Genomic DNA, 19,262 nt, shown 5'->3' with positions numbered 1-19,262 from the left:
TCAAAACCTCGTGGCGCGCCTGAGCACCCACCACGGTGCCATCGAGCTCTCTTCATGGCCGCGACGCAGTATCTCGTTAAGCATGGCCACCACGCTCCAGCACCGCAGGAGCAGCATGAACAACGGAAAGAACGGCACCAGCAGCCCCAGCACCATGTCTTGTCGAGGCCGGTCCGACACCATCACCAACATCGCCGTGAACATCAACAGGGTGATCAACAGATACAGCAGATAGATCAGCGCGAACAGAAACAACAGCGTCTTGCCCGGCAGAATGAACAGCGCCAGCAGGGTGTAAATGAAGATGATGAACGGCAGCACCAGCTGAAAGAAGAAGCCGGTGAGCAGAATCATCAGAAAGGTGCGCCAACCCAATAATGTGGGGTTGATATTGTGGTTGTGCTTTCTGATATAGAGAAAAAACAGGTCGCCGTCCCAGCGCAAGCGCTGCATCAGAAACTGGCTCAGCGTCGCCGGTGCATCGGTATGCCCTACCGCTTCGGGCTCGAACGGAATCCTCAGGTCATGCCGCTTGAAGTAACTCTTGATGCGCAACGTCAGGTCCAGATCCTCGGCGGTGTGAGTGTTCCAGCCACCGATCTTCACCAGGAAACTGCGCCGGAACGCGCCAAAGGCCCCGGAAACGTTATTGACCAGGTTCCATTCGGCCAGACCGATCTTCGACATATGAATCGACAGCAGATACTCCAGCGCCTGCATCGCTGTCACCCAGGATCCCCAGACATTGCGCACCCGCAGGCTACCGGCTACCGCAGGCACCTTAGGGTCCTCGAAATGCCGCACGATGGAGGCGACCATGTTGTTGTCGAAGGATGTATCGCCATCGAGCGCCATCACGATTTCGCCGCCTGCAAGCGACAGGCCGGCGTTCAGGGACGACACCCGACCACCCCGCTGCCACTTGGCGATCGGGCGTAAATGACGCTTGGGGTACAACTGCGGGTCTACCTTGAAACTGCGCACGGCATTGAGCGTCGCTTGATTAACCGTGGCCCCATCCACCACCGGGATCATCTCGATGTGGCCACCATAGGTTTGTTCGCACAGGCTCAACAGCGTGGTCTGAACGTCCATGCCTTCGCTATAGCAAGTAATGATGCAAGAGACCTTGGGCCGATAAACACTGATCTTCGGCACGCTGGTGCGCCGACGGGTGAACCAGCGCAACACCCCCAGCATCACGATGATCATCATGGGTAATTCGAAGATCAGAAACGCTGGAAAAAGCATGTAGAACAGACGACTCATTCCGTCCGGCCCCGAGAGCGCGCTCAGTGCCCCCATCAGTTGCTCCAGGAAAGGGCTCATGGTGTATCACCCAACTCACCGGCCATGCGTGCCAGCAAGAGTTCGCCATCTTCTTGATCGAGAATATCCTGAGGTGCGGTGATGCTGATGACGCGCAGGGTAATGTCGCTAACCTCCGGCGCCGAAAACAGCTCCGCGACCCTGCCCAGACGCTGTTTGACGGTTTCCAGGCCCTTCTCGTCGGTATGGGGAAGCATGATCCAGAAGAATTCTTCGGTACTGCGCGAGCAACGGTCCGTTTCCCTGACAGATTCCTTCAATCGATCGGCCACGCTATCTATAAAGGCATGGCCACGTTGTTCGCCCAGGTGCGACAGCGCACCGGCCAGGTTGACGAAGCGCAGGCCGATCAGTGAAAACTCAGGCACCGGGTGGCGACGCACGATCTGCATCTGCCAGGTCAGCAGATTATAGAAATCCTTGCCTCCCAAGAGGTTGAGCTGGCCGAAATGCTCAACAGATTTTTCACTGAACTCCTGGCGGCAGCGGAATCGCCCGGCCTCGGACAGGCGAAAATCCCTGACTTCCCGTATGCGCAACTTGTCGGGTGTGTGTGACAGGCCGCAATCCAGGCAGCGCGCCTGCACCTCGGCATCGACAAAAAAAGCCTGACACGACCGGCAACGATAATTCTCCATCGGGCGGTCGTAATCGCTACCAATGTGGCGCAGCCGATTCAAACAGTTGGGGCACAGCAACACCCCGTCCTTGAGAAATGACTCCTGTGCGCCAACATGACCACAGGTAAAACAATGCAATGAAGGTTGCCGTGCAATGTCCATGGCGTGACATTCGGTACACACATCAATGTAATTGAGGCGGCCCGAACCACAATCCGAACAGAGCCGGACGCGATCCACCAGAACCCCCTCTTCCAGCCAGTCCTGTTGCACCATCAGGCTGAGCCAGACGAACGCGTTGACCTGCTCGCTGTCTGCCAAGGCGTCCAGCAACGGATAACGATAGTGTTGAGGCACCTCCGGATCGCGTAAGGCAAGCAACTGAGCGCCTTCGCGCAACCACAGCCAGGAAAGCACCCGGCTTTCAAAACGTTCGGGGGCCGAGCCTTGTTCGAACAGCCTGAAGCGTTCCTGCCACACGCTCCAGAGCCTTTTTATTTCGCTGGTTTCAACGGGACACGCGCCATCGCCCAAGGCTTCACACCAGCCATCCTGATCACGGCAGCAGAAAATCAGCGTGTAGCGGTAAGGGGCAAGCGTGCGCAATTTTCGTAGCACTTTGCCAGCATACGCGGCTGGCATGTCCAGCAGCACCACATCAAATGCTTCGGCAGCCAGCAAGCTGCCCAGATCGGTAAAGTGCTCAAGCTCTGGAAGATTCAAGCTTGGAACTCTGTTACCGAATATCGCAACCCTGGGGTTTGAAGTCGGCATAACGCACGTCCTCTACAAACAGACAAGTGCGGTTAATTGGAGGAAGGAACACTAGCATCACATCTGCGAAGTGTCAGTTTTTATAGTCAAGTTATTTTTTGACTCGGCCAGCGCCAAAAATTCGTCGCCATTCGTCGTTAATTTCTCAAGCGGTATTCATCAGACAGGCGGTGCCTGCAACACAAACCAATTATTATAAAAAACATTTAAAATCAATAATTTAAACATTATAACCAAGAACAATCCCTATCAATCGAAACTACCGGCAAGCATCGAACATTGATAGTTCCAAACGCCCCAATTGCGACTGAGAGACTCTTCCAATTACTCAGAAAAACTTCCCAACACACTACGACCCATGAATACCGCAATCAATCTTATAAGTTCAAATTTTTTTATATCATCGCAACCAAGACATATAACCAAACTAAAACATATCCGCACACAGTTACAACAATGATACAGCCATTACTTTAATATCAAATCAGGTAAATACAAGTGAATAGGTCGTCAATCAGAAGTACAAACTTCCCGCAGACAGCCACGCAGCCATCGATGCACTGGATCGGCATTCAGTCGGGGATGCCAGATCATGGCCAGGAAAAACGGGGGCAGTGACACTGGCAGTGCAAAGCTGTGCATGCCGGACCGCAGATTGGTGGTGTGCCGCTCGGGCACACTGGCAACAAGATCGCTGGATCGGGCAAGCGCCAGCGCCGTCGAGAATCCGGCGACCATGGTCGCGATGTGCCGTTGCAACCCGAGCAACTCCAGGGCTTCGTCAATCGCCCCCTTGTCCAATCCTCGCCGTGACACGCTGATGTGGCTGTACGTGGCATAACGCGCGGGCGTTATCTCGCCATCGCACAGCGGGTGCCCCGTGCGCACCACGCCGATGAAACGATCGCGGAACAATCCCTGGGTAAGCAGCTCCGGGCTTGCGGCCTGGCCCACCACACCCGTTTCCAGATCGACCGTGCCGGCGCGCAGTGCAGCGCTGTCCTTGTCGGGCTTGTGCATGAAGCGCAGGCGTATGGCCGGTGCTTGTTCGGCTACGCGGGCGATCAAGGCGGCGCCGAAGTTTTCGACAAAGCCTTCGCTGGTGCGCAAGGTGAAGGTGCGCGACACGTGCATGAGGTCGGGTTGCTCGGCCGGGCGCAGCATCGCTTCTGCCTCCTGCACAAGCTGACCGACCCGGTCGCGCAACTCCAGCGCGCGCGGAGTAGGCACCAGGCCGCGGCCGGCCCTGACCAGCAGCGGATCGCCGGTGGTTTCGCGCAATCGCGCCAGCGCCCTGCTCATCGCCGACGGGCTCAAGCGCAGGCGTTTGGCGGCGCGGGCGACACTGCCTTCTGCCAGCAGCGCGTCGAGGGTAATCAGCAAGTTGAGATCGGGTATGGACATGCGTGGCCTCATGGTCGGCAGATATGGCGGTGTATGCACGTATCAAGTGCAATTCGTGCGCCTTCCGCCATGTTAGGCCTGGGCGTAGATTTCTGGTAGCTCCAATCGGGAGTGGCCAGAGAGAAGAACATCATGAATGACGGATCTGCAGTCGCGGCAGTTGCTCAACAGTCGCCTTCGGTGAAGGGGGCGTTGGTCAGCCTGTCGCTGGCGATGTTGCTGTCTTCGCTGGGCACCAGCATCGCCAACGTCGGCCTGCCATCCTTGGCCCAGGCATTCAGTGCGTCCTTTCAACAGGTGCAGTGGGTCGTCATCGCCTACCTGCTGGTCATTACTACCTTGATCGTCAGCGTCGGTCGATTCGGTGATCTGGTCGGTCGACGCCGCCTGTTGCTGTGCGGCATTGCCCTGTTCACATTGGCATCGGCCTGCTGCGCACTGGCACCCAATCTGGGTCTACTGATCGCTGCCAGGGCGCTGCAAGGCCTGGGCGCGGCAATCATGATGGCGCTGACCTTGGCGCTTGTCGGCGAGACGGTGGCCAAGGGCAAGACCGGTGGCGCCATGGGCCTGCTGGGGACGATGTCGGCCATTGGCACCGCGCTGGGCCCGGCGCTCGGCGGTGTGCTGATCGGCGAATTCGGCTGGCGCTCGATGTTCCTCATCAGTGTGCCCCTGGGAATGGCGACATGGCTGCTCGCGCAACGCTACTTGCCCGATGATCGCCCGGCGCAATCCGCGCGTACGGGGTTCGATCCAGCAGGCACGCTGTTGCTGGCCCTGAGCCTCGCCGCCTATGCCCTGGCCATGACCCTTGGACGCGCGCACTTCGGCCTGCCGAATATCGTCCTGCTGCTGGCGGCCTGCCTGGGTCTCGGATTATTCGTGCGGGTTGAATCGCGGGTCGCGGCACCCCTGGTGCGCCTGGCCTTGTTTCGCGACAACCGCCTCAGCGGCAGCCTCGCCATGAGCCTGCTGGTGACCACCGTGATGATGGCCACGCTGCTGGTCGGGCCGTTCTACCTCTCACAGACCCTGCGGTTGTCGGCAATGGAGATCGGCCTGGTGTTGTCGGTCGGGCCGCTGGTTGCCGCGCTGACCGGGGTGCCCGCCGGGCGCATCGTCGACCGTTGCGGAGCCCCTGGCATGACCCTCGCCGGGCTCTTGGGCATGGCGCTGGGCTGCTTGATGTTGTCGCTCGTGCCCGAGTCGTTCGGCGTGGGCGGCTACCTCGCCCCCATGGTCGTCCTCACCCTGGGCTATGCGGTGTTTCAGACCGCCAACAACACCGCCGTGATGCTCGACGTTGCGCCTGATCAGCGCGGGGTAGTGTCTGGCCTGCTCAACCTTTCGCGCAACCTGGGGCTGGTCACCGGGGCCTCGGCGTTGGGCGCCGTATTCGCCCTGGCCTCAAGGGCGGTCGACATCGGCACCGCGCATCCCCAGGCCATCGCCAGCGGCCTGCGCACGACGTTTCTGGTCGCGCTGGGGCTGATCGTCGTCGCCTGCCTGATCGCGTGGCGCAGGCAGGCTAACCGGCGGTAAAGGCGATTACTGCTCCAGTACCACCAGCGGTGTGTCCTTCTTGACGATGTAGGTCGCCAGTTCCGACGCCTTGCCCTGGCCGACATTCTTGGCCACATGGGCGGTACCGGCGGGGATGTACAAGGAGTCACCGGCCTTGAGCGTAACGGCCGGTTGCCCTTCGAGCTGATACTCGAAGGTGCCGTCGATGACGTAGGCCACTTCCACCCCGGGGTGCGAGTGTTTCGGCGACACCACGCCCGGGTCGAAATCAACGCGCACCTGGATGACTTCGCGCCCGGCGACATCCAGGTCACGGCGCACCAGGTCCGTGCGCTTGAGGCCGGCCTGCCAGTTTTTCGCCGGCGGCTGACCTGCCTCCTGGGCTTGGGCAAGGCCGGTGAAAGCGGTCAATGTTGCAGTGACGAGGGCAACGCCGAGCAGGCCTGCAACGTAGCGGGTGGGGGTTCGGGACATGCTGATTCTCCGGTGTGCGTTAGGTAAAAACCGTTAGGGGGCGGTCTCATTACGCACTCGCCGTGTAACGCCTTCGTGTCCTGTCACCCCGGTTTTTGTATGCGACTGTAGCTTTGTGAATGGCGGATACGTTGCGATACGCCTTGCGGATGATCGGGAACTTGGGGTGTAGATCCAGCGCTGCGGTATCGGCCACTTGTGGTTCCGCTCCTACAGCGGGTCACTTTGAAAAGCGGAACGCCGCCCGGGCTGTAGGAGCGAACATGTCGAATCCTCGCACCGTCGCTATGGAGGTCAACGATGACGCGGCCTGTCTGGATGTATGCGTTGTCTGGACGTTTTCGCGAGCAGGCTCGCTCCCACAATTGGATCGCGGACAGATCTGCAATCAGGTCGGCTTTAAGGCCGCCTCGCTGTTGCTTTGGCTTTTGATGTTCTTGCCTCCTCACGCCCTGAGCCTGTCCGTCAATCTGTGACTACCTCCATCGGCGCCTCTACCAACGTTGATCCGCGTCATCGTTGACGACCATCGTCGGAACGCCGCCCGGACCATGCTCGCTCCTACAGGCTCTTCCAAGTGACTCGCCGTAAGGGCGAAACCTTAGGTGGCCGTTACCGCAGGAATGGATAGGTACACAGTCAACAAAATCCAGGTCAGTTGCCAGGACGTCTTCGCCAACAAGTCTGCACGCCGCACCGCTGGCTAGCTCCTACAATGCTTGTGCGCCGCCCCTTTCCCTGGTTCTGCAGCCGCTGGTGGAACCGACCATTCGCGGACCTAATTGGGCCCTGCTGACCCATCGTGATAGCGAGAACAGTGCGCGAAGCTTCAGCGATTGGTTGCTGCGCCAGCTGCAAGCCCAAGACCCGGAAACGGGTAGTGGGAACAATGGCCCGTAACCCTTACAATCGCCGCACTTCGTCTACCCTCAACAAGCACCTGACGGCTATCCATGCGTGTCAGGCGCTTGCACATATTTGCGCTAATGAACCGGAGAACTTCCATGCTCAAACGCACCCTGGCCTTGGCTGTCGGCTTCACCCTGTCGCTTTCCACCCTGCTGGCGCAGGCGGCCGACACCCTGAAGGTCAGCGCCATTCCGGATGAAGCCCCCACCGAACTGCTACGCAAGTTCCAGCCCCTGGGCAGTTACCTGGAACAGCAATTGGGCATGAAGGTCGAGTTCGTGCCGGTCAGCGACTACCCGGCCGTGGTCGAGGCGCTGGCCACTGACCGGATCGACATGGCCTGGCTGGGGGGGTTCACCTTCGTCCAGGCGCGCCTGAAGACTGGCAATGCCATTCCCTTGGTGCAGCGCGAACAGGATGCCCAGTTCACCAGCAAGTTCATCACCGCCGACCCGAACGTCAAGTCCCTCGCCGACCTCAAGGGCAAGACCTTCGCCTTCGGTTCGGTGTCCTCGACGTCTGGCAGCTTGATGCCGCGCTATTTCATGCTGCAGGACGGCATCAAGCCGGAAACGTTCTTCAGTCGCGTGGGCTACTCCGGGGCCCATGACGCCACCGTTGCCTGGGTGCAGGCGGGCAAAGTCGACGCCGGTGTGCTGAACGCCAGCGTCTGGGAAAAACTGGTCAAGGCCGGCAAGGTCGACACCAATAAGGTCAAGGTCTTTGCCACCACCCCGGCCTATTACGACTACAACTGGACCGTGCGCGGTACCCTCGACCCGGCGCTGGCGGCAAAGATCAAGGCCGCCTTCCTCGCCCTCGATCCGGCGAACCCCGAGCAAAAAGCGATCCTGGACTTGCAGGCGGCCAGCCGTTTCATCGAGACCAAGCCTGAGAACTACAAGGGCATCGAGGAAGCCGCACGCGCCGCCGACCTGCTCAAATGACCTTGCACCTGACCCGGGTCAGCCTCACCCACGCCAATGGCGTACAGGCATTGCGCAGCCTGGACCTGCACATCGATGCCGGTGAACAGGTCGCCATCATCGGCCCGTCCGGCGCTGGCAAGTCGAGCCTGCTCAACGTCCTCGCCACCGGCCTGCGCCCTGGCAACGGCGAATTGCAGGTGCTGGGTGAACAGCCCTGGCATCTGTCGGCGCGCCAGCGCCAACGCCTGCGCGCGCGCATCGGCCTGGTGCATCAAGCACCGCCGCTGCCACCGCGCCAGCGGGTGATCACTGCAGTGCTGGCGGGAAAAATCGGCCAATGGGGATTGGGCAAGAGCCTGTTGAACCTGGTGCATCCGCTGGATGTTCCGGGGGCTCGCGCGGCATTGGCCAGGCTGGACCTGCACGACAAGCTCTTCACCCAGTGCCAGCAATTGTCCGGCGGTCAACTGCAACGCGTGGGCATCGCCCGGGTGCTGTACCAGGCCCCCGAGGTATTGCTGGCCGACGAACCGGTGTCGGCCATGGACCCGGTGCTGGCCGGCCATACGCTCAAGGTCCTCTGCGAGCATGCGCGCGAGCACGCCGTGACCCTGGTCGCCAGCTTGCACGCGGTGGACCTGGCGCTGGCGCACTTCTCGCGGATCATCGGCTTGCGTGACGGGCAGATCCTCTTCGACCTTCCGGCCAGCGCCGTCGACCGCGAGCAGCTCGATGCACTCTACGCCAACGAACAGTTGCAGCCCTCACCGCCCCCGGTCCTCCCCTTGAGTGTGCAGATTCCCCGATGCTGAGCCGTGACACCCGTGACCCCGCCGCCCGACCACGCCTGCTCCTAAGCCTGTTGGCGATTGCCCTATTGTGGCCGGGCATGCGCTTGAGCGAACTGGACCTGAGTGTGTTGCTGGCCAGTGACAACCGGGGCGAGATGGGCCGCTTTGTCGCGACCTTCTGGCCGCCCGCCCATGGCGCCGAATTCCTCGAGCTGTTGTGGCAAGCCACCTTGCAGACCCTGGCCATCGCCACGGCCGGCATGGCGCTGGCGCTGCTCCTGGCGATCCCCGCCAGCCTGCTGGCCAGCCGCGCGCTGTCGTTGTCGGCTGCATCCCGCGCCGGTCGCCCGAGCCAGTGGGGGCAACTGCTGCGCTGGCCGGTGCGCGGCGTGCTGATTTTCCTGCGCAGCGTGCCGGAAATCGTCTGGGCGCTCCTGTTCGTGCGCGCCGTTGGCCTGGGCCCGACGGCCGGGGTCCTGGCCATTGCGATTACCTACAGTGGCATGCTGGGCAAGGTCTACGCGGAAATCTTCGAGTCGGTCGACCAACGCCCCGCCCACGCGTTGCTGCAAGCCGGCAGTGGTCGGCTGGCGGCATTCAGCTACGGGATCCTGCCCAATGTCGCGGCGGAATTGTTGTCGTACACGGTGTACCGGTGGGAATGCGCCATTCGCGCTTCGGTGGTGATGGGCTTCGTCGGGGCCGGTGGCCTGGGCCAGCAAATCGACCTGTCGATGCGCATGTTCGCCGGCGGTGAGGTGGCCAGCCTGTTGCTGACCTTCCTCGTCCTGGTGCTGTTCGCCGATCAGTTGAGCAGGCTGCTGCGCTGGAGGCTGGCATGAAGCGCCTGGTCAACCTGCTGTTGGTGCTGTGCATCGGCACCGCGGTGCTCACTTCGTTCCGCTACCTGGGCATCGACCTCGGTGAACTGGGCGCCAGTGGCAACCTGAAACAGATGGCCGCCTATGTGCAGCGCTTTCTCAGCCCGGACCTGAGTACGGGGCATTTGCAGGCCATTGCCCGCGGCGCGCTGGAAACCCTTGCGATGTCAGCCTTGGGCACGCTGCTGGCAACCGTGTTCGGCTTGCTGCTGGCGTTGCCCGCGGCGGGTCGATTCGGCTGGCCGTTGCAAGGACTGTCGCGCCTGATACTCAATGCCTTGCGCGCGATTCCGGAACTGGTGTGGGCGGTGCTGATGGTCCTGGCCGCCGGGCTTGGCCCCAATGCCGGCACCCTGGCCTTGGCGCTGCACACGACCGGTGTGCTGGGCCGGCTGTTTGCCGAAGCACTGGAAAATACCCCGCCAGAACCTGCCGATGCGATCCGCCTGCAGGGGGGCAACGCCATAGGAGCGTTCTGCTACGGCACCCTGCCCAATCTGTTCCCGCAGTTGCTGGCCTATATCCTGTACCGCTGGGAAAACAACATCCGCATGGCCAGCGTGCTCGGTTTCGTCGGTGCCGGTGGCCTGGGACAAATGCTCTACCTCAGACTCAGCCTGTTCCAGGAGGCCCAGGCCAGTACGGTCATACTCGCGATGCTGGTATTGGTGTTTGCCGTCGACACCCTGAGCAGCTGGAGTCGCCAGCGCTGGGTGAAAGCCTGAGTTTTTGTATCAATGTGTATTGATCGCCGGCGAACGTACACAGCGATACACATCGCTCGGTTCAGGACACATTTCCATGACATGAAGATGAAACAGTGGGTGGGTCGCACTTCAGCCAGGACTGAAGCCCCCAACCTCAGCAGGAGTCTTGCATGATCAATCAAATCGAAACTGTCCTTTACACCGGCAGGACCGTGACCACTGGCGGCCGTCAAGGCGAATCGCGAAGCGACGACGGCCGCCTGGACATCAAGCTATCCCCGCCCGGTTCTTCCGGTAGCGGCACCAATCCGGAACAGCTGTTGGGTGCGGGCTGGTCGGCTTGCTTCATCGGCGCCATGGGCAAGGCAGCCACTGCGTTGAAGGTGAGCTTGCCGGCTGACGTGAGCGTTGCTACTGAAGTGGACCTGGGCAATACCGGCAACGCCTATTTCCTTCAGGCGCGCCTGAATGTCACCCTGCCGGGCCTGGACCCTGTACTGGCCAGGACGCTGGTGGACGCAGCGCATCAGGCTTGCCCGTACTCCAAGGCAACCCGTGGCAATATCGATGTCACGATAAACCTGGTATGACAGACAAACAAATGCCCCGGAGTTCGGGGCATTTGATCTTGGCTAGCTGTATATATCCAGCTGCACAAGTCGGCTTCGAGAGCCAAGTAGGTGGCCAGCGCTGGTCTCTGGCTTACGAGGTTTATCAGGACTCCCACAGCAACAGCAATAAGCGCTATCCTGCTTCACACGGCATAAGGGCTGGATCTCAGCGCGGAGATCTTTCTAACCGTGTACCCTTCGGAGCGCGCCCCACGCGTCCTCGCTATCCGCTTGCGCATCAGTCTGCGTTTTCACCTACAACCTCAGATTAGCAAAACGCCCGGCGTGTGGGCCGGTATTTTTAGATCGATTTTTTCCTGTAGGCGCCGGCTTGATGGCGAACGCGAATTTACCCACGCCTTCCCTGACAGCCCAGCGCTGAATATCACCATTGATCTTTTAACACGCTGCGGGTTTGCCGATTATGCTGCAATAACGCAGCACTCGATCATCACGGTTGCGCGCATGCCCTCCTGTTCAATGGCTTTTGAGTTGGCATGCGAAATGCCCTGTCAAATTGCCCTGGCACTGTGTGCCCAGGTCCCATTAGCCGAATCGAGCCGATCCACCGATGGATATCCTGAATTTGCTGGCAAACAAAGCCCAGCCCCTGACCAGTACCTTCGCCGCCGACGGACAACTGCTCAGCCTGTCCTCCAGCCTGAGCGATCAATTGGGCTATGCACCTGAAGAACTGCTCAATCAGCCGATCGAACGTGTACTGAGTCTCGAATCGTTGCGCACGGTACAGGCGCTACTTGCCAACCCGCCAGCGGACGAGCTGATCCACAGCCTGGAACTGACGCTGATACGGCGCAACGGCGGCCTGCTGCCTGTGATTGCCAGCGGCTTGCTGCAATGGCGTGACGTGCAACCAGCCTGCCTGCACCTGTTGATGATTGCGCTGGGCACGCTGGGGCACCGGTTGCGGGAAATGCATAACGCCAATGAGGTGATGAACCAGATGCTACAAAGCGCCAAGGTCGCCTATTGGTGCATCGAATTCGCCGAGGCGGTGGACATCAACCATGCCCCGGATGAGATTGTGCGCCAGGTGTTCGAAAACGACTCTCATTGGCGCCTATGCAACCGGGCCATGGCCGAGGTGTACGAGATGCCGTCGGATGTCGATTTCAACCAGCAACCGGTGCGCCTGTACTGGCCGCGCAGCCCGGCCAACGAAGAATTCGTGCGACGCCTGATCGAGGCCGGGTTCCATGTCGACGGAGCACTGTCGGTGGATCGTCGCCACGACGGTTCGCCTGCCTACGTGGAGAACGACGTGCGGGCCACCATCGTCAATGGCCAGCTGTTGCGCATGTGGGGCAGCATTCGGGATGTCAGCCAGGAATTGCGCATGCAGCACGATGCCGAGCAGCGCATCGACGCCTTGCGCCGGGTCTTCGATGCCGTGCCTGACGCAGTGCTGGTCATCGATGAACACCTGCAACCGCAATGGCGCAACGCAGCCTTCGAGGACACCTTCGGCATCACCCATGGCGCCGGCATCGCCCGCTTGCTGCTGGACAATGCCTTGCCCGAACGCACCTGGCACAGCTTGCCCCTGCCGGATTTGAGCGGGCGCAACCTGAACTTCAATGTGCATTGCTCGCGCATCCTGATTCGCGAAGGCGTGGCCTGGCGCGTGGCGGTGTTTCGCGAAAGCCAGGGCGTTCGCACTCCCCTAGAGTTGCACCCATGAAAGACTCCAACCTGCCACCCACGCTGCAGATGGGCATGCGTTCTTCGGTCAATGTCAGCAGCGAAGTGCTGGGCGCGCTGCTGGAAACGCCGGCCTTGCATGCCTTGCTCGACAGCTTCAGCGAAGCGCTGATCGTCACTGACGGCGAGGGCCGATTGCGCTTTATCAACCTGGCCGCCGAACGCGTCAACCGCCTGTCCAAGCAGCAGGCCGTGGGGCTGTCCGAAAGTGATTTTTTCCAGCGCTCGGCGTTGAACTACGACGATTTACTGGCAGCGTTGAACCGCGGTGGCAACAGTGCGTTGACCCGCTCTCGGGAAGGCCGGGTGCTGCTCAGCAGTACCCACGCGATCCCCACGGGGGCCTACGAAAAACCGTTCAGGATGCTCACCCAGAAAGACTTCGACGCCAGCCAGCCGCAGCGCCGGGCTTCACTCAATACCCGGCCACCGGAGCCTCAAGGCCTGCGTGATCCACAGGACAACGCCCTGCACCTGTCACCGCAGCTGTCGAGCATCGCCGACACCGGCGTCCGGGCTTTTCGCCGGCGCGCGCGTCTGTTGCTGCTGGGTGAACCCGGCGTCGGCAAGACCGCCATCGCCCGGCACATTCATCGTGCGGCTGGCTGGGGGGATCGTCCGTTCATCCACGTCAATTGCGGGAGCATCCCGGAGAGCCTGTTCGAGTCCGAGATGTTCGGCTACGAGCGCGGCGCCTTCACCGGCGCCTTGGCGGGCGGCAAGCAAGGCTATATCGAAGCAGCGTCCGGCGGCACCTTGTTCCTCGACGAGATCGGTGAGATCCCATTGCACGTACAGGCCAAGCTGCTGAAATTTCTCGAAGACAGCACCATCCAGTCGGTCGGCTCGCCCCTGAGCAAATCCGTGCAGGTACAGGTGATTGCCGCCACCAACAAGGACTTGCGTCATCTGGTGGACATGGGTGAGTTTCGCGCCGACCTCTATTATCGTCTTGCCGTGCTGCCGGTGGAAATTCCGCCGTTGCGTCAGCACCGCGATGACTTGCCGTTTCTCATCGACATCCTGCTGAGCCGCATCAATGGCGATCGCGTACCGTCCCTGAGCCTGTCCGCCGGGTGTCGCAAGCGCCTGCTGAGCTACGACTTCCCGGGCAACATTCGCGAGCTGGTGAATATTTTCGAACGCTTGGCGGTGCTGGCTGACGATGAGGCGCAGGAGCATCACCTGCCGGCTGAACTGCTTCAACCGGTGCGTACACGGGAACAGTCGGTTCCCTCGGTCGTGCAGGATGAAGCCTCGGACGACCCGCAGCAAAACCTCAAGCTCCAGGTCCAGCATTTTGAACGGCAGGTGATTTTGCGCGCGGTGCATTTGTGTGGGAGCAAGCGCAAGGCTGCGCAGCATTTGGGGATTGATATAGGGACGCTGATTCGTAAGCTGCAGCGCGACTGACTGCAGGTTGTGGTCGGCGTACATATCCATTCCTGCGGTAACGGCTTCTTATGGTTTCGCTCTTACAGCGAGTCCCTTTTTCAAACGCCGGAGTGCCGGCCCAGCAAAAAGGAACCAAAAGGCTTTGCCCCACCACTCGGTGCCTCGCTAGGGCTCGGCACCGAACGCCAGGGGCAAGAGCCCTTGGTTACTTGGGGCTTTTCCAAGTGACTCGCTGTAAGAGCGAAACCATAGGTGGCCGTTACCGCAGGAATGGATATGTACACCTGAAAAAACCGCTGCAAAAACGCCTACAACCATAGTTATTTCTGCTTACACTTTTCCTCTCAAAAAACAATTAACCCTTTAAAATCAACAGCTTAAAGAATTGGCACGCCCTGTGCTCCAGCTATCTGCAACCCACCATCGTTGGGCTTTGCATCTGTGCCGACGTTTCACCCGTCGAGCCGATAGCCAGGAGGAATAACAAGAAATGTTGATCACCGGGATCAAAAGTCGACCGGTCTACGACCGGTTGCAACCTCTGCCAGGAGGTCTGCGGCACATCATTGCCGGGCAAGGCAGTGGCGGGTGCGCCATGTTGCGTTTACTCGACGAGTTGGCCGGGCAGGAGCGGCCCGTGACCTTGCTGTACTCCCAGGAGTCGTTTTCCGGCCAGGACTTCCTTGCCCAACTACAGCAGCGTCCAGGCCACGATTTGCGCGTGTATGCCAGCAACCAGGCCTTGATCGACGCCCTGGATGACCTGCTCGGCAACGCTAGAATGGGCACCCGCCTCTATCTCGCCGGCTCTGAAAGCTTCCTGGGCAGCGCCATGCAGGTGGCCACCCGTTACGACCTCAATCGCGACGAAGTGCTTCGCGAACACTCCGGCACCCTGGTGCGTCGGGTCTGGTGCGTGCATTGCGACACCTACACCGAGAACGTCACCCAACGCGTCTACCAGTGCCCGGGATGCAGCCTGACGCTGGTGGTGCGCGACCACTATTCCCGACGCCTGGCGGCTTTCCAGGCGGTCAAGGCCGATGCCGAAGTACCGGGCGAACTGCCCCCAGCCGAGGAGCTCGATACATGAGCCAGAACAATGGGACATTGAACCTGCGCGTCGCTCGCATTGAAGAGGTGACGCCGCAAATCAGGCGCTTCACCCTGGTTTCGCCGACCGGCGAGCACCTGCCGGCGTTTTCCGGTGGCAGCCACGTGGTGGTACTCATCGCCAACCCGAACAATACGCTGCGCAACCCCTACTCGCTGCTGAGTTCGCCCTATGACACCAGCAGCTACCAGATCGCCGTGCGCCGGGTAGAAAGCGGCCGCGGTGGTTCGATCGCGCTGCACGACAATGTCCGTGAAGGCGACCTGATCGAGGTCACGCCACCGGTCAATCTGTTTCCACTGATCAAGCAGGCGCGCCTGCACCTGTTCATTGCCGGCGGTGTCGGCATCACCCCGGTGATCTCCCAACTCGAAGAGTTGCGCCTGAGCAAGGTGCCCTTCGAACTGCATTACGCAGTTCGCGGCGATGAACACGCACAGTTGGGCAAAGAGTTGCAGGACACCTACGGCAAGCAGGTCCACCTATATCGCAAAGGCATCGAAGCGCGCATGGACATCGGGCAGATTCTCGCCAATCGCCCGCTCGGCAGTCACGTCTACGCCTGCGGTCCTGACAGCATGATCGACGCCACCCTGGCCTGTGCCCGCGAGCTGGGCTGGACCGACAGTCACGTGCACTTCGAGCGCTTCCTCGAGCAAAGCAGCGGCGGCGAAGCCTTCAGCTTCACCCTGGGTCGCAGTGGCGCAACCATCGAGGTCTCGCCGGACCAGACCATGCTCGAAGCGGTCGAGGCCGCGGGCTACAGCATGCCTTACCTGTGTCGTGGCGGCGCCTGTGGCCATTGCGAAACCGAGGTCCTGGAGCTCGACGGCGAATTGCTGCACAGCGATGACTGGCTGTCGGACGACGACAAAGCCGCCCGCAAGAAAATCATGCCCTGCGTATCCCGCGCCAAATGCAATCGCCTGGTCATCGACCTCTGATCGACGGAAGACATAACAATGACTATCGAATTCAACCGCGACGAAACCTACCGCGACGACTACACCTTCGCCAACAGCCCGGAAACCATCGCCCGCGCGCCCTTCCCGTTCCCCGATGACGACTACATGTATTCGATGAACCTCGAGCCCCATGTCTCGGTCGGCGACGGCGCCTTCCGCGCAGCGTTCGATATCGACGAGCACTACATCAGCGAATGCCGGGACCGCGCCATCACCCTGGAGAAGGACCCCGGCATGCACTACGTCTCTGCGCCGCACATGATGGAGGCGCAGTGGGACTTGCTGGAACTGATCATGGAGTCCTACGCCCGCGACTACCCGCAGTACTTCACCCTGTCCCGTGAAGGCCGCCAATGGCACTGGACCAACCGCCTGCTGGACATCGACGATCACTTCACCTTCGGCGACCCGGCGACCCTGCCGTATGAGCCGATGGAATACGTGACCCGCCAGGCCCAGGGCGACTGGGTACTGCAGGAAGAACGCGACGGTACGCTGTATTGGGGCGCCGGGATCGCCACCCAGCGCGCTGACTATTCGCTGCGCTTCAACCTGGGCATGAGCTGGGAGGAATTCCACGGTCCGGTGCCGCTGGTGAAGGAAATCGGCATGCTCGACCGCGCCCTGAAATTCCTCCTGCGCCTGCGCACCGGCCACCCGGTGCGTCGCCTGAACTGGTCGCTGACGGTCAACCCGCGCCTTGAAGTCTCGGCCGAAAGCCTGCCCGAATGGGCACCGGACCGGACCATCGTGACGGCCGAAAACGCTGGCAAGCTGGTGTACCTGCGCATCGAGTTGCAACCGCTGCACCGCTTGCCGCGCAGCAACGCGATTGTCTTTCCGATCCGCACCTACCTGCTCAGCCTCGAAGACATCGCCACCAACCCGGCATGGGCGCGGCGCATGCATCGGGTGCTGCGTGATTTGAATCAGCAATTGGTCGATTACAAGGGTTTCAGCCGCTATCGCGATGCTGCCGTGGAGTGGCTGTCGCAGTACGACGATGGGCGCGACAGCGAGACAAAAACGCAGGCGTAGGAATGTGAACACCGTCCCCTGTGGGAGCGGGCTTGCTCGCGAATGCGGTTCCACATTCAACATTTATGTCGACTGATACACCGCTTTCGCGAGCAAGCCCGCTCCCACATGGGGTCTGCGACAACCTGATAACAACAAGCTCCACAGGAGCAACGGCGGGGCGAACCCGCCAGCACTAATCCACTGCCATTGATAATGAGGAAATAACATGAGTGGCTCATTCAACACGCGTGCAAGCAGCGCCGATCAGGACGCGGAACAACTGCGCGCCCTCGGCTACAGCTCGGATTTCAATCGCAGCATGAGCCTGTGGGAGAACTTTTCCCTGGGCTTTACCTACCTGTCACCCGTCGTCGGGGTCTACACCCTGTTCGGCTTGTGCCTGGCCGCCGGTGGCCCGCCGATGTTCTGGTCCTACCTGCTGATCGGTGCCGGGCAAATGCTGGTCTGCCTGATCTTTGGCGAGGTGGTATCGCAGTTCCCGATTTCCGGCGGTGTCTACCCTTGGGCGCGTCGCCTGGTGGGCAAGCGCTGGGCGTGGATGGTCGGCTGGGTCTATGCCTGGGCGTTATGCGCAACCATCGCAGGGGTTGCGGTGGGTGCCGGTCCGTACCTGGCGATCATGCTCGGCTTCAATCCCGGCCCGGATGCCAACATCGTCATCGCCCTGGCAATCATCCTGTTGTCCACCGCTCTGAACCTGGTGGGCACCAAATTGCTGGCGCGGGTGGCGATGTTCGGCTTTCTCTGCGAACTGGTCGGCGCGATCCTGGTCGGCGGCTACCTGCTGATCTTCGAGCGTCATCAACCGATCAGCGTGCTGTTCGACACCTTCAACCTTGAGGTGAACGGCTCATACCTGCCGGCCTTCCTCGCAGCCTCCCTGGCTGGTCTGTTCCAGTACTACGGCTTCGAAGCCTGCGGCGATGTCGCGGAAGAAACCCCGAACCCGGGCAAGCGCATTCCCAAGGCCATGCGCATGACCATCTACATCGGCGGTGCGGCCGCGATGTTCGCGTGCCTGGCGTTGATCCTGTCGGTGCCGGACATGGCCAAAGTGCTGTCCGGCGAAGACACCGACCCGGTCGCCACGATCCTGGCCAATGCCTTCGGCCCGATCGGTTCGCGCCTGGTGATGGCAGTGGTGATGGTGTCGTTCATCTCCTGCGTACTGAGCTTGCAAGCGGCCGCCAGCCGCCTGTTGTTCGCCTATGCCCGGGACGAGATGATCGTCGGTAGTTCGCTGTTCAAGCGTCTGTCGGCCAACCATGTGCCGTCGTTCGCGCTGCTGGTCAGCGGCCTGGTGCCGGCAGCGATCGTCTGCCTGGGGATGTTCATGGCCGATGCGGTGGCCACGATCGTCGGTTTCGCTGCGATCGGCATTTACGTCGCCTTCCAGTTGATCGTGGTTGCCGCGTTGATCGCCCGCGCCAAGGGCTGGCGCCCCAGCGGCCAGTTTACCCTCGGGGCCTGGGGCCTGTGGGTGAACCTCGGCGCACTGGTCTATGGCGTGTGCGCCATCGTCAATATGGTCTGGCCGCGCTCGCCGGATGCCGCCTGGTACATCAACTACTCGATGATCCTGACCACGCTGGTGGTGATGGGTGCGGGCCTGGTCTACATGCTGCTGGGCAAGCCTTACGACAAGGGCACGGCGCCGGCGGGGGATGCGTGGAAGTTTTCCAAGCCGCAGGCCAAACCTTCTGATCTCACCGGTGCTTCGGTAAACAGATCAGCGATCTGACAACAATCCCCCTTTGTAGGAGCCGGCTTGCTGGCGATGGCGGCGTAACGGCCACCATCGCATCGCCAGCAAGCCGGCTCCTACAGGGGACCGGTTTCCAGTTCCAAAGAGGATAAGAACATGCAAACCCAACTCTTGATCAACGGCCAACTGCTCACCGGCGAGGGCCCCGCCCAACCGGTGTTCAACCCGGCGCTGGGGCGCGTGCTGGTGGAAATCAACGAGGCCAGCGAGGCCCAGGTCGATGCCGCCGTACGCGCCGCCGATGCCGCCTTCGACAGCTGGTCGCAGACCCCGCCCAAGGAACGTTCGCTGCTGCTGCTCAAAC

At 60.9% G+C, this 19,262-nt stretch carries 18 protein-coding genes; 14 read left to right on the top strand and 4 right to left on the bottom strand.

Going from position 1 to position 19,262, the window contains the following annotated elements:
- The 3 genes from CGA21_RS28355 to CGA21_RS28345 all read right to left on the bottom strand — a co-directional run bounded on the left by CGA21_RS28355 (position 1) and on the right by CGA21_RS28345 (position 4,127).
- Positions 1 to 1,329 (bottom strand): glycosyltransferase family 2 protein, encoded by a 1,329-nt coding sequence (locus CGA21_RS28355; RefSeq protein WP_188265561.1) that lies wholly within the window; start codon positions 1,327 to 1,329, stop codon positions 1 to 3.
- Complete coding sequence (locus CGA21_RS28350) at positions 1,326 to 2,723, bottom strand: diguanylate cyclase domain-containing protein (RefSeq protein WP_188265560.1); 1,398 nt, start codon at positions 2,721 to 2,723, stop codon at positions 1,326 to 1,328. Before CGA21_RS28350 ends, CGA21_RS28355 begins: the two co-directional genes overlap by 4 nt.
- A gap of 510 nt (positions 2,724 to 3,233) precedes the next feature.
- Entirely contained in the window at positions 3,234 to 4,127 is an 894-nt protein-coding gene (locus CGA21_RS28345) for a LysR family transcriptional regulator (protein ID WP_188265559.1), read from the bottom strand.
- 132 nt (positions 4,128 to 4,259) lie between these two features.
- Here CGA21_RS28345 and CGA21_RS28340 point away from each other — a divergent pair, with 132 nt between their 5' ends.
- Complete coding sequence (locus CGA21_RS28340) at positions 4,260 to 5,672, top strand: MFS transporter (RefSeq protein WP_188265558.1); 1,413 nt, start codon at positions 4,260 to 4,262, stop codon at positions 5,670 to 5,672.
- A 6-nt stretch (positions 5,673 to 5,678) separates the two neighbouring features.
- Here the strand turns inward: CGA21_RS28340 and CGA21_RS28335 are convergent, their stop codons facing one another.
- The gene (locus CGA21_RS28335; RefSeq protein WP_188265557.1) at positions 5,679 to 6,128 is read right to left on the bottom strand and encodes a cupin domain-containing protein; all 450 of its coding nucleotides are present in this window, start codon (positions 6,126 to 6,128) and stop codon (positions 5,679 to 5,681) included.
- A gap of 263 nt (positions 6,129 to 6,391) precedes the next feature.
- Here CGA21_RS28335 and CGA21_RS28330 point away from each other — a divergent pair, with 263 nt between their 5' ends.
- The 13 genes from CGA21_RS28330 to CGA21_RS28270 form a co-directional block, all read left to right on the top strand.
- The gene (locus CGA21_RS28330; RefSeq protein WP_188265556.1) at positions 6,392 to 6,604 is read left to right on the top strand and encodes a hypothetical protein; all 213 of its coding nucleotides are present in this window, start codon (positions 6,392 to 6,394) and stop codon (positions 6,602 to 6,604) included.
- Between the two features lie 528 nt (positions 6,605 to 7,132).
- Positions 7,133 to 7,984, top strand: coding sequence for a putative selenate ABC transporter substrate-binding protein (locus tag CGA21_RS28325; RefSeq protein WP_188265555.1), 852 nt, complete (start codon positions 7,133 to 7,135; stop codon positions 7,982 to 7,984).
- The gene (locus CGA21_RS28320) at positions 7,981 to 8,778 is read left to right on the top strand and encodes a phosphonate ABC transporter ATP-binding protein (RefSeq protein ID WP_188265554.1); all 798 of its coding nucleotides are present in this window, start codon (positions 7,981 to 7,983) and stop codon (positions 8,776 to 8,778) included. The genes CGA21_RS28325 and CGA21_RS28320 overlap by 4 nt, the downstream gene beginning before the upstream one ends.
- Complete coding sequence (locus CGA21_RS28315; RefSeq protein WP_110755220.1) at positions 8,772 to 9,599, top strand: PhnE/PtxC family ABC transporter permease; 828 nt, start codon at positions 8,772 to 8,774, stop codon at positions 9,597 to 9,599. Before CGA21_RS28320 ends, CGA21_RS28315 begins: the two co-directional genes overlap by 7 nt.
- Positions 9,596 to 10,363: a phosphonate ABC transporter, permease protein PhnE gene (gene phnE, locus CGA21_RS28310; RefSeq protein ID WP_188265553.1), complete on the top strand. Its 768-nt coding sequence runs from the start codon at positions 9,596 to 9,598 to the stop codon at positions 10,361 to 10,363. The genes CGA21_RS28315 and phnE overlap by 4 nt, the downstream gene beginning before the upstream one ends.
- A gap of 152 nt (positions 10,364 to 10,515) precedes the next feature.
- Positions 10,516 to 10,935, top strand: coding sequence for an organic hydroperoxide resistance protein (locus CGA21_RS28305; RefSeq protein WP_188265552.1), 420 nt, complete (start codon positions 10,516 to 10,518; stop codon positions 10,933 to 10,935).
- Positions 10,936 to 11,527: 592 nt separating this feature from the next.
- Entirely contained in the window at positions 11,528 to 12,658 is a 1,131-nt protein-coding gene (locus CGA21_RS28300) for a PAS domain-containing protein (protein WP_188265551.1), read from the top strand.
- On the top strand, positions 12,655 to 14,091 hold the full coding sequence (locus CGA21_RS28295) for a sigma-54 interaction domain-containing protein (RefSeq protein ID WP_110755224.1): 1,437 nt from the start codon (positions 12,655 to 12,657) through the stop codon (positions 14,089 to 14,091). Before CGA21_RS28300 ends, CGA21_RS28295 begins: the two co-directional genes overlap by 4 nt.
- Positions 14,092 to 14,563: 472 nt before the next feature.
- Positions 14,564 to 15,166, top strand: coding sequence for a dimethylamine monooxygenase subunit DmmA family protein (locus CGA21_RS28290; RefSeq protein ID WP_110755225.1), 603 nt, complete (start codon positions 14,564 to 14,566; stop codon positions 15,164 to 15,166).
- The gene (locus tag CGA21_RS28285; protein WP_110755226.1) at positions 15,163 to 16,131 is read left to right on the top strand and encodes a PDR/VanB family oxidoreductase; all 969 of its coding nucleotides are present in this window, start codon (positions 15,163 to 15,165) and stop codon (positions 16,129 to 16,131) included. Before CGA21_RS28290 ends, CGA21_RS28285 begins: the two co-directional genes overlap by 4 nt.
- Positions 16,132 to 16,149: 18 nt before the next feature.
- Positions 16,150 to 17,190, top strand: coding sequence for a heme-dependent oxidative N-demethylase family protein (locus CGA21_RS28280; protein ID WP_188265550.1), 1,041 nt, complete (start codon positions 16,150 to 16,152; stop codon positions 17,188 to 17,190).
- A 208-nt stretch (positions 17,191 to 17,398) separates the two neighbouring features.
- Positions 17,399 to 18,934 carry an APC family permease gene (locus CGA21_RS28275; protein ID WP_188265549.1) on the top strand — a complete coding sequence of 512 codons (1,536 nt, stop codon included), beginning with the start codon at positions 17,399 to 17,401 and terminating at the stop codon, positions 18,932 to 18,934.
- Positions 18,935 to 19,054: 120 nt separating this feature from the next.
- On the top strand, positions 19,055 to 19,262 hold a 208-nt coding region (locus CGA21_RS28270), incomplete at its 3' end, for an aldehyde dehydrogenase family protein (protein WP_188265478.1).

Origin of the sequence: Pseudomonas sp. PSB11, assembly GCF_014596605.1 — a bacterium.
GTDB lineage: Bacteria > Pseudomonadota > Gammaproteobacteria > Pseudomonadales > Pseudomonadaceae > Aquipseudomonas > Aquipseudomonas umsongensis.
This window is presented reverse-complemented; position numbering and strand designations above follow the sequence as displayed.

Coding starts and splice junctions, on each gene's coding strand:
- CGA21_RS28345 (WP_188265559.1), bottom strand. CDS start 4,127: ATGTCCATACCCGATCTCAACTTGCTGATTACCCTCGACGCGCTGCTG.
- CGA21_RS28325 (WP_188265555.1), top strand. CDS start 7,133: ATGCTCAAACGCACCCTGGCCTTGGCTGTCGGCTTCACCCTGTCGCTT.
- CGA21_RS28290 (WP_110755225.1), top strand. CDS start 14,564: ATGTTGATCACCGGGATCAAAAGTCGACCGGTCTACGACCGGTTGCAA.
- CGA21_RS28355 (WP_188265561.1), bottom strand. CDS start 1,329: ATGAGCCCTTTCCTGGAGCAACTGATGGGGGCACTGAGCGCGCTCTCG.
- CGA21_RS28320 (WP_188265554.1), top strand. CDS start 7,981: ATGACCTTGCACCTGACCCGGGTCAGCCTCACCCACGCCAATGGCGTA.
- CGA21_RS28330 (WP_188265556.1), top strand. CDS start 6,392: ATGTCGAATCCTCGCACCGTCGCTATGGAGGTCAACGATGACGCGGCC.
- CGA21_RS28340 (WP_188265558.1), top strand. CDS start 4,260: ATGAATGACGGATCTGCAGTCGCGGCAGTTGCTCAACAGTCGCCTTCG.
- CGA21_RS28275 (WP_188265549.1), top strand. CDS start 17,399: ATGAGTGGCTCATTCAACACGCGTGCAAGCAGCGCCGATCAGGACGCG.
- CGA21_RS28285 (WP_110755226.1), top strand. CDS start 15,163: ATGAGCCAGAACAATGGGACATTGAACCTGCGCGTCGCTCGCATTGAA.
- CGA21_RS28335 (WP_188265557.1), bottom strand. CDS start 6,128: ATGTCCCGAACCCCCACCCGCTACGTTGCAGGCCTGCTCGGCGTTGCC.
- phnE (WP_188265553.1), top strand. CDS start 9,596: ATGAAGCGCCTGGTCAACCTGCTGTTGGTGCTGTGCATCGGCACCGCG.
- CGA21_RS28280 (WP_188265550.1), top strand. CDS start 16,150: ATGACTATCGAATTCAACCGCGACGAAACCTACCGCGACGACTACACC.
- CGA21_RS28315 (WP_110755220.1), top strand. CDS start 8,772: ATGCTGAGCCGTGACACCCGTGACCCCGCCGCCCGACCACGCCTGCTC.
- CGA21_RS28300 (WP_188265551.1), top strand. CDS start 11,528: ATGGATATCCTGAATTTGCTGGCAAACAAAGCCCAGCCCCTGACCAGT.
- CGA21_RS28350 (WP_188265560.1), bottom strand. CDS start 2,723: ATGCCGACTTCAAACCCCAGGGTTGCGATATTCGGTAACAGAGTTCCA.
- CGA21_RS28305 (WP_188265552.1), top strand. CDS start 10,516: ATGATCAATCAAATCGAAACTGTCCTTTACACCGGCAGGACCGTGACC.
- CGA21_RS28295 (WP_110755224.1), top strand. CDS start 12,655: ATGAAAGACTCCAACCTGCCACCCACGCTGCAGATGGGCATGCGTTCT.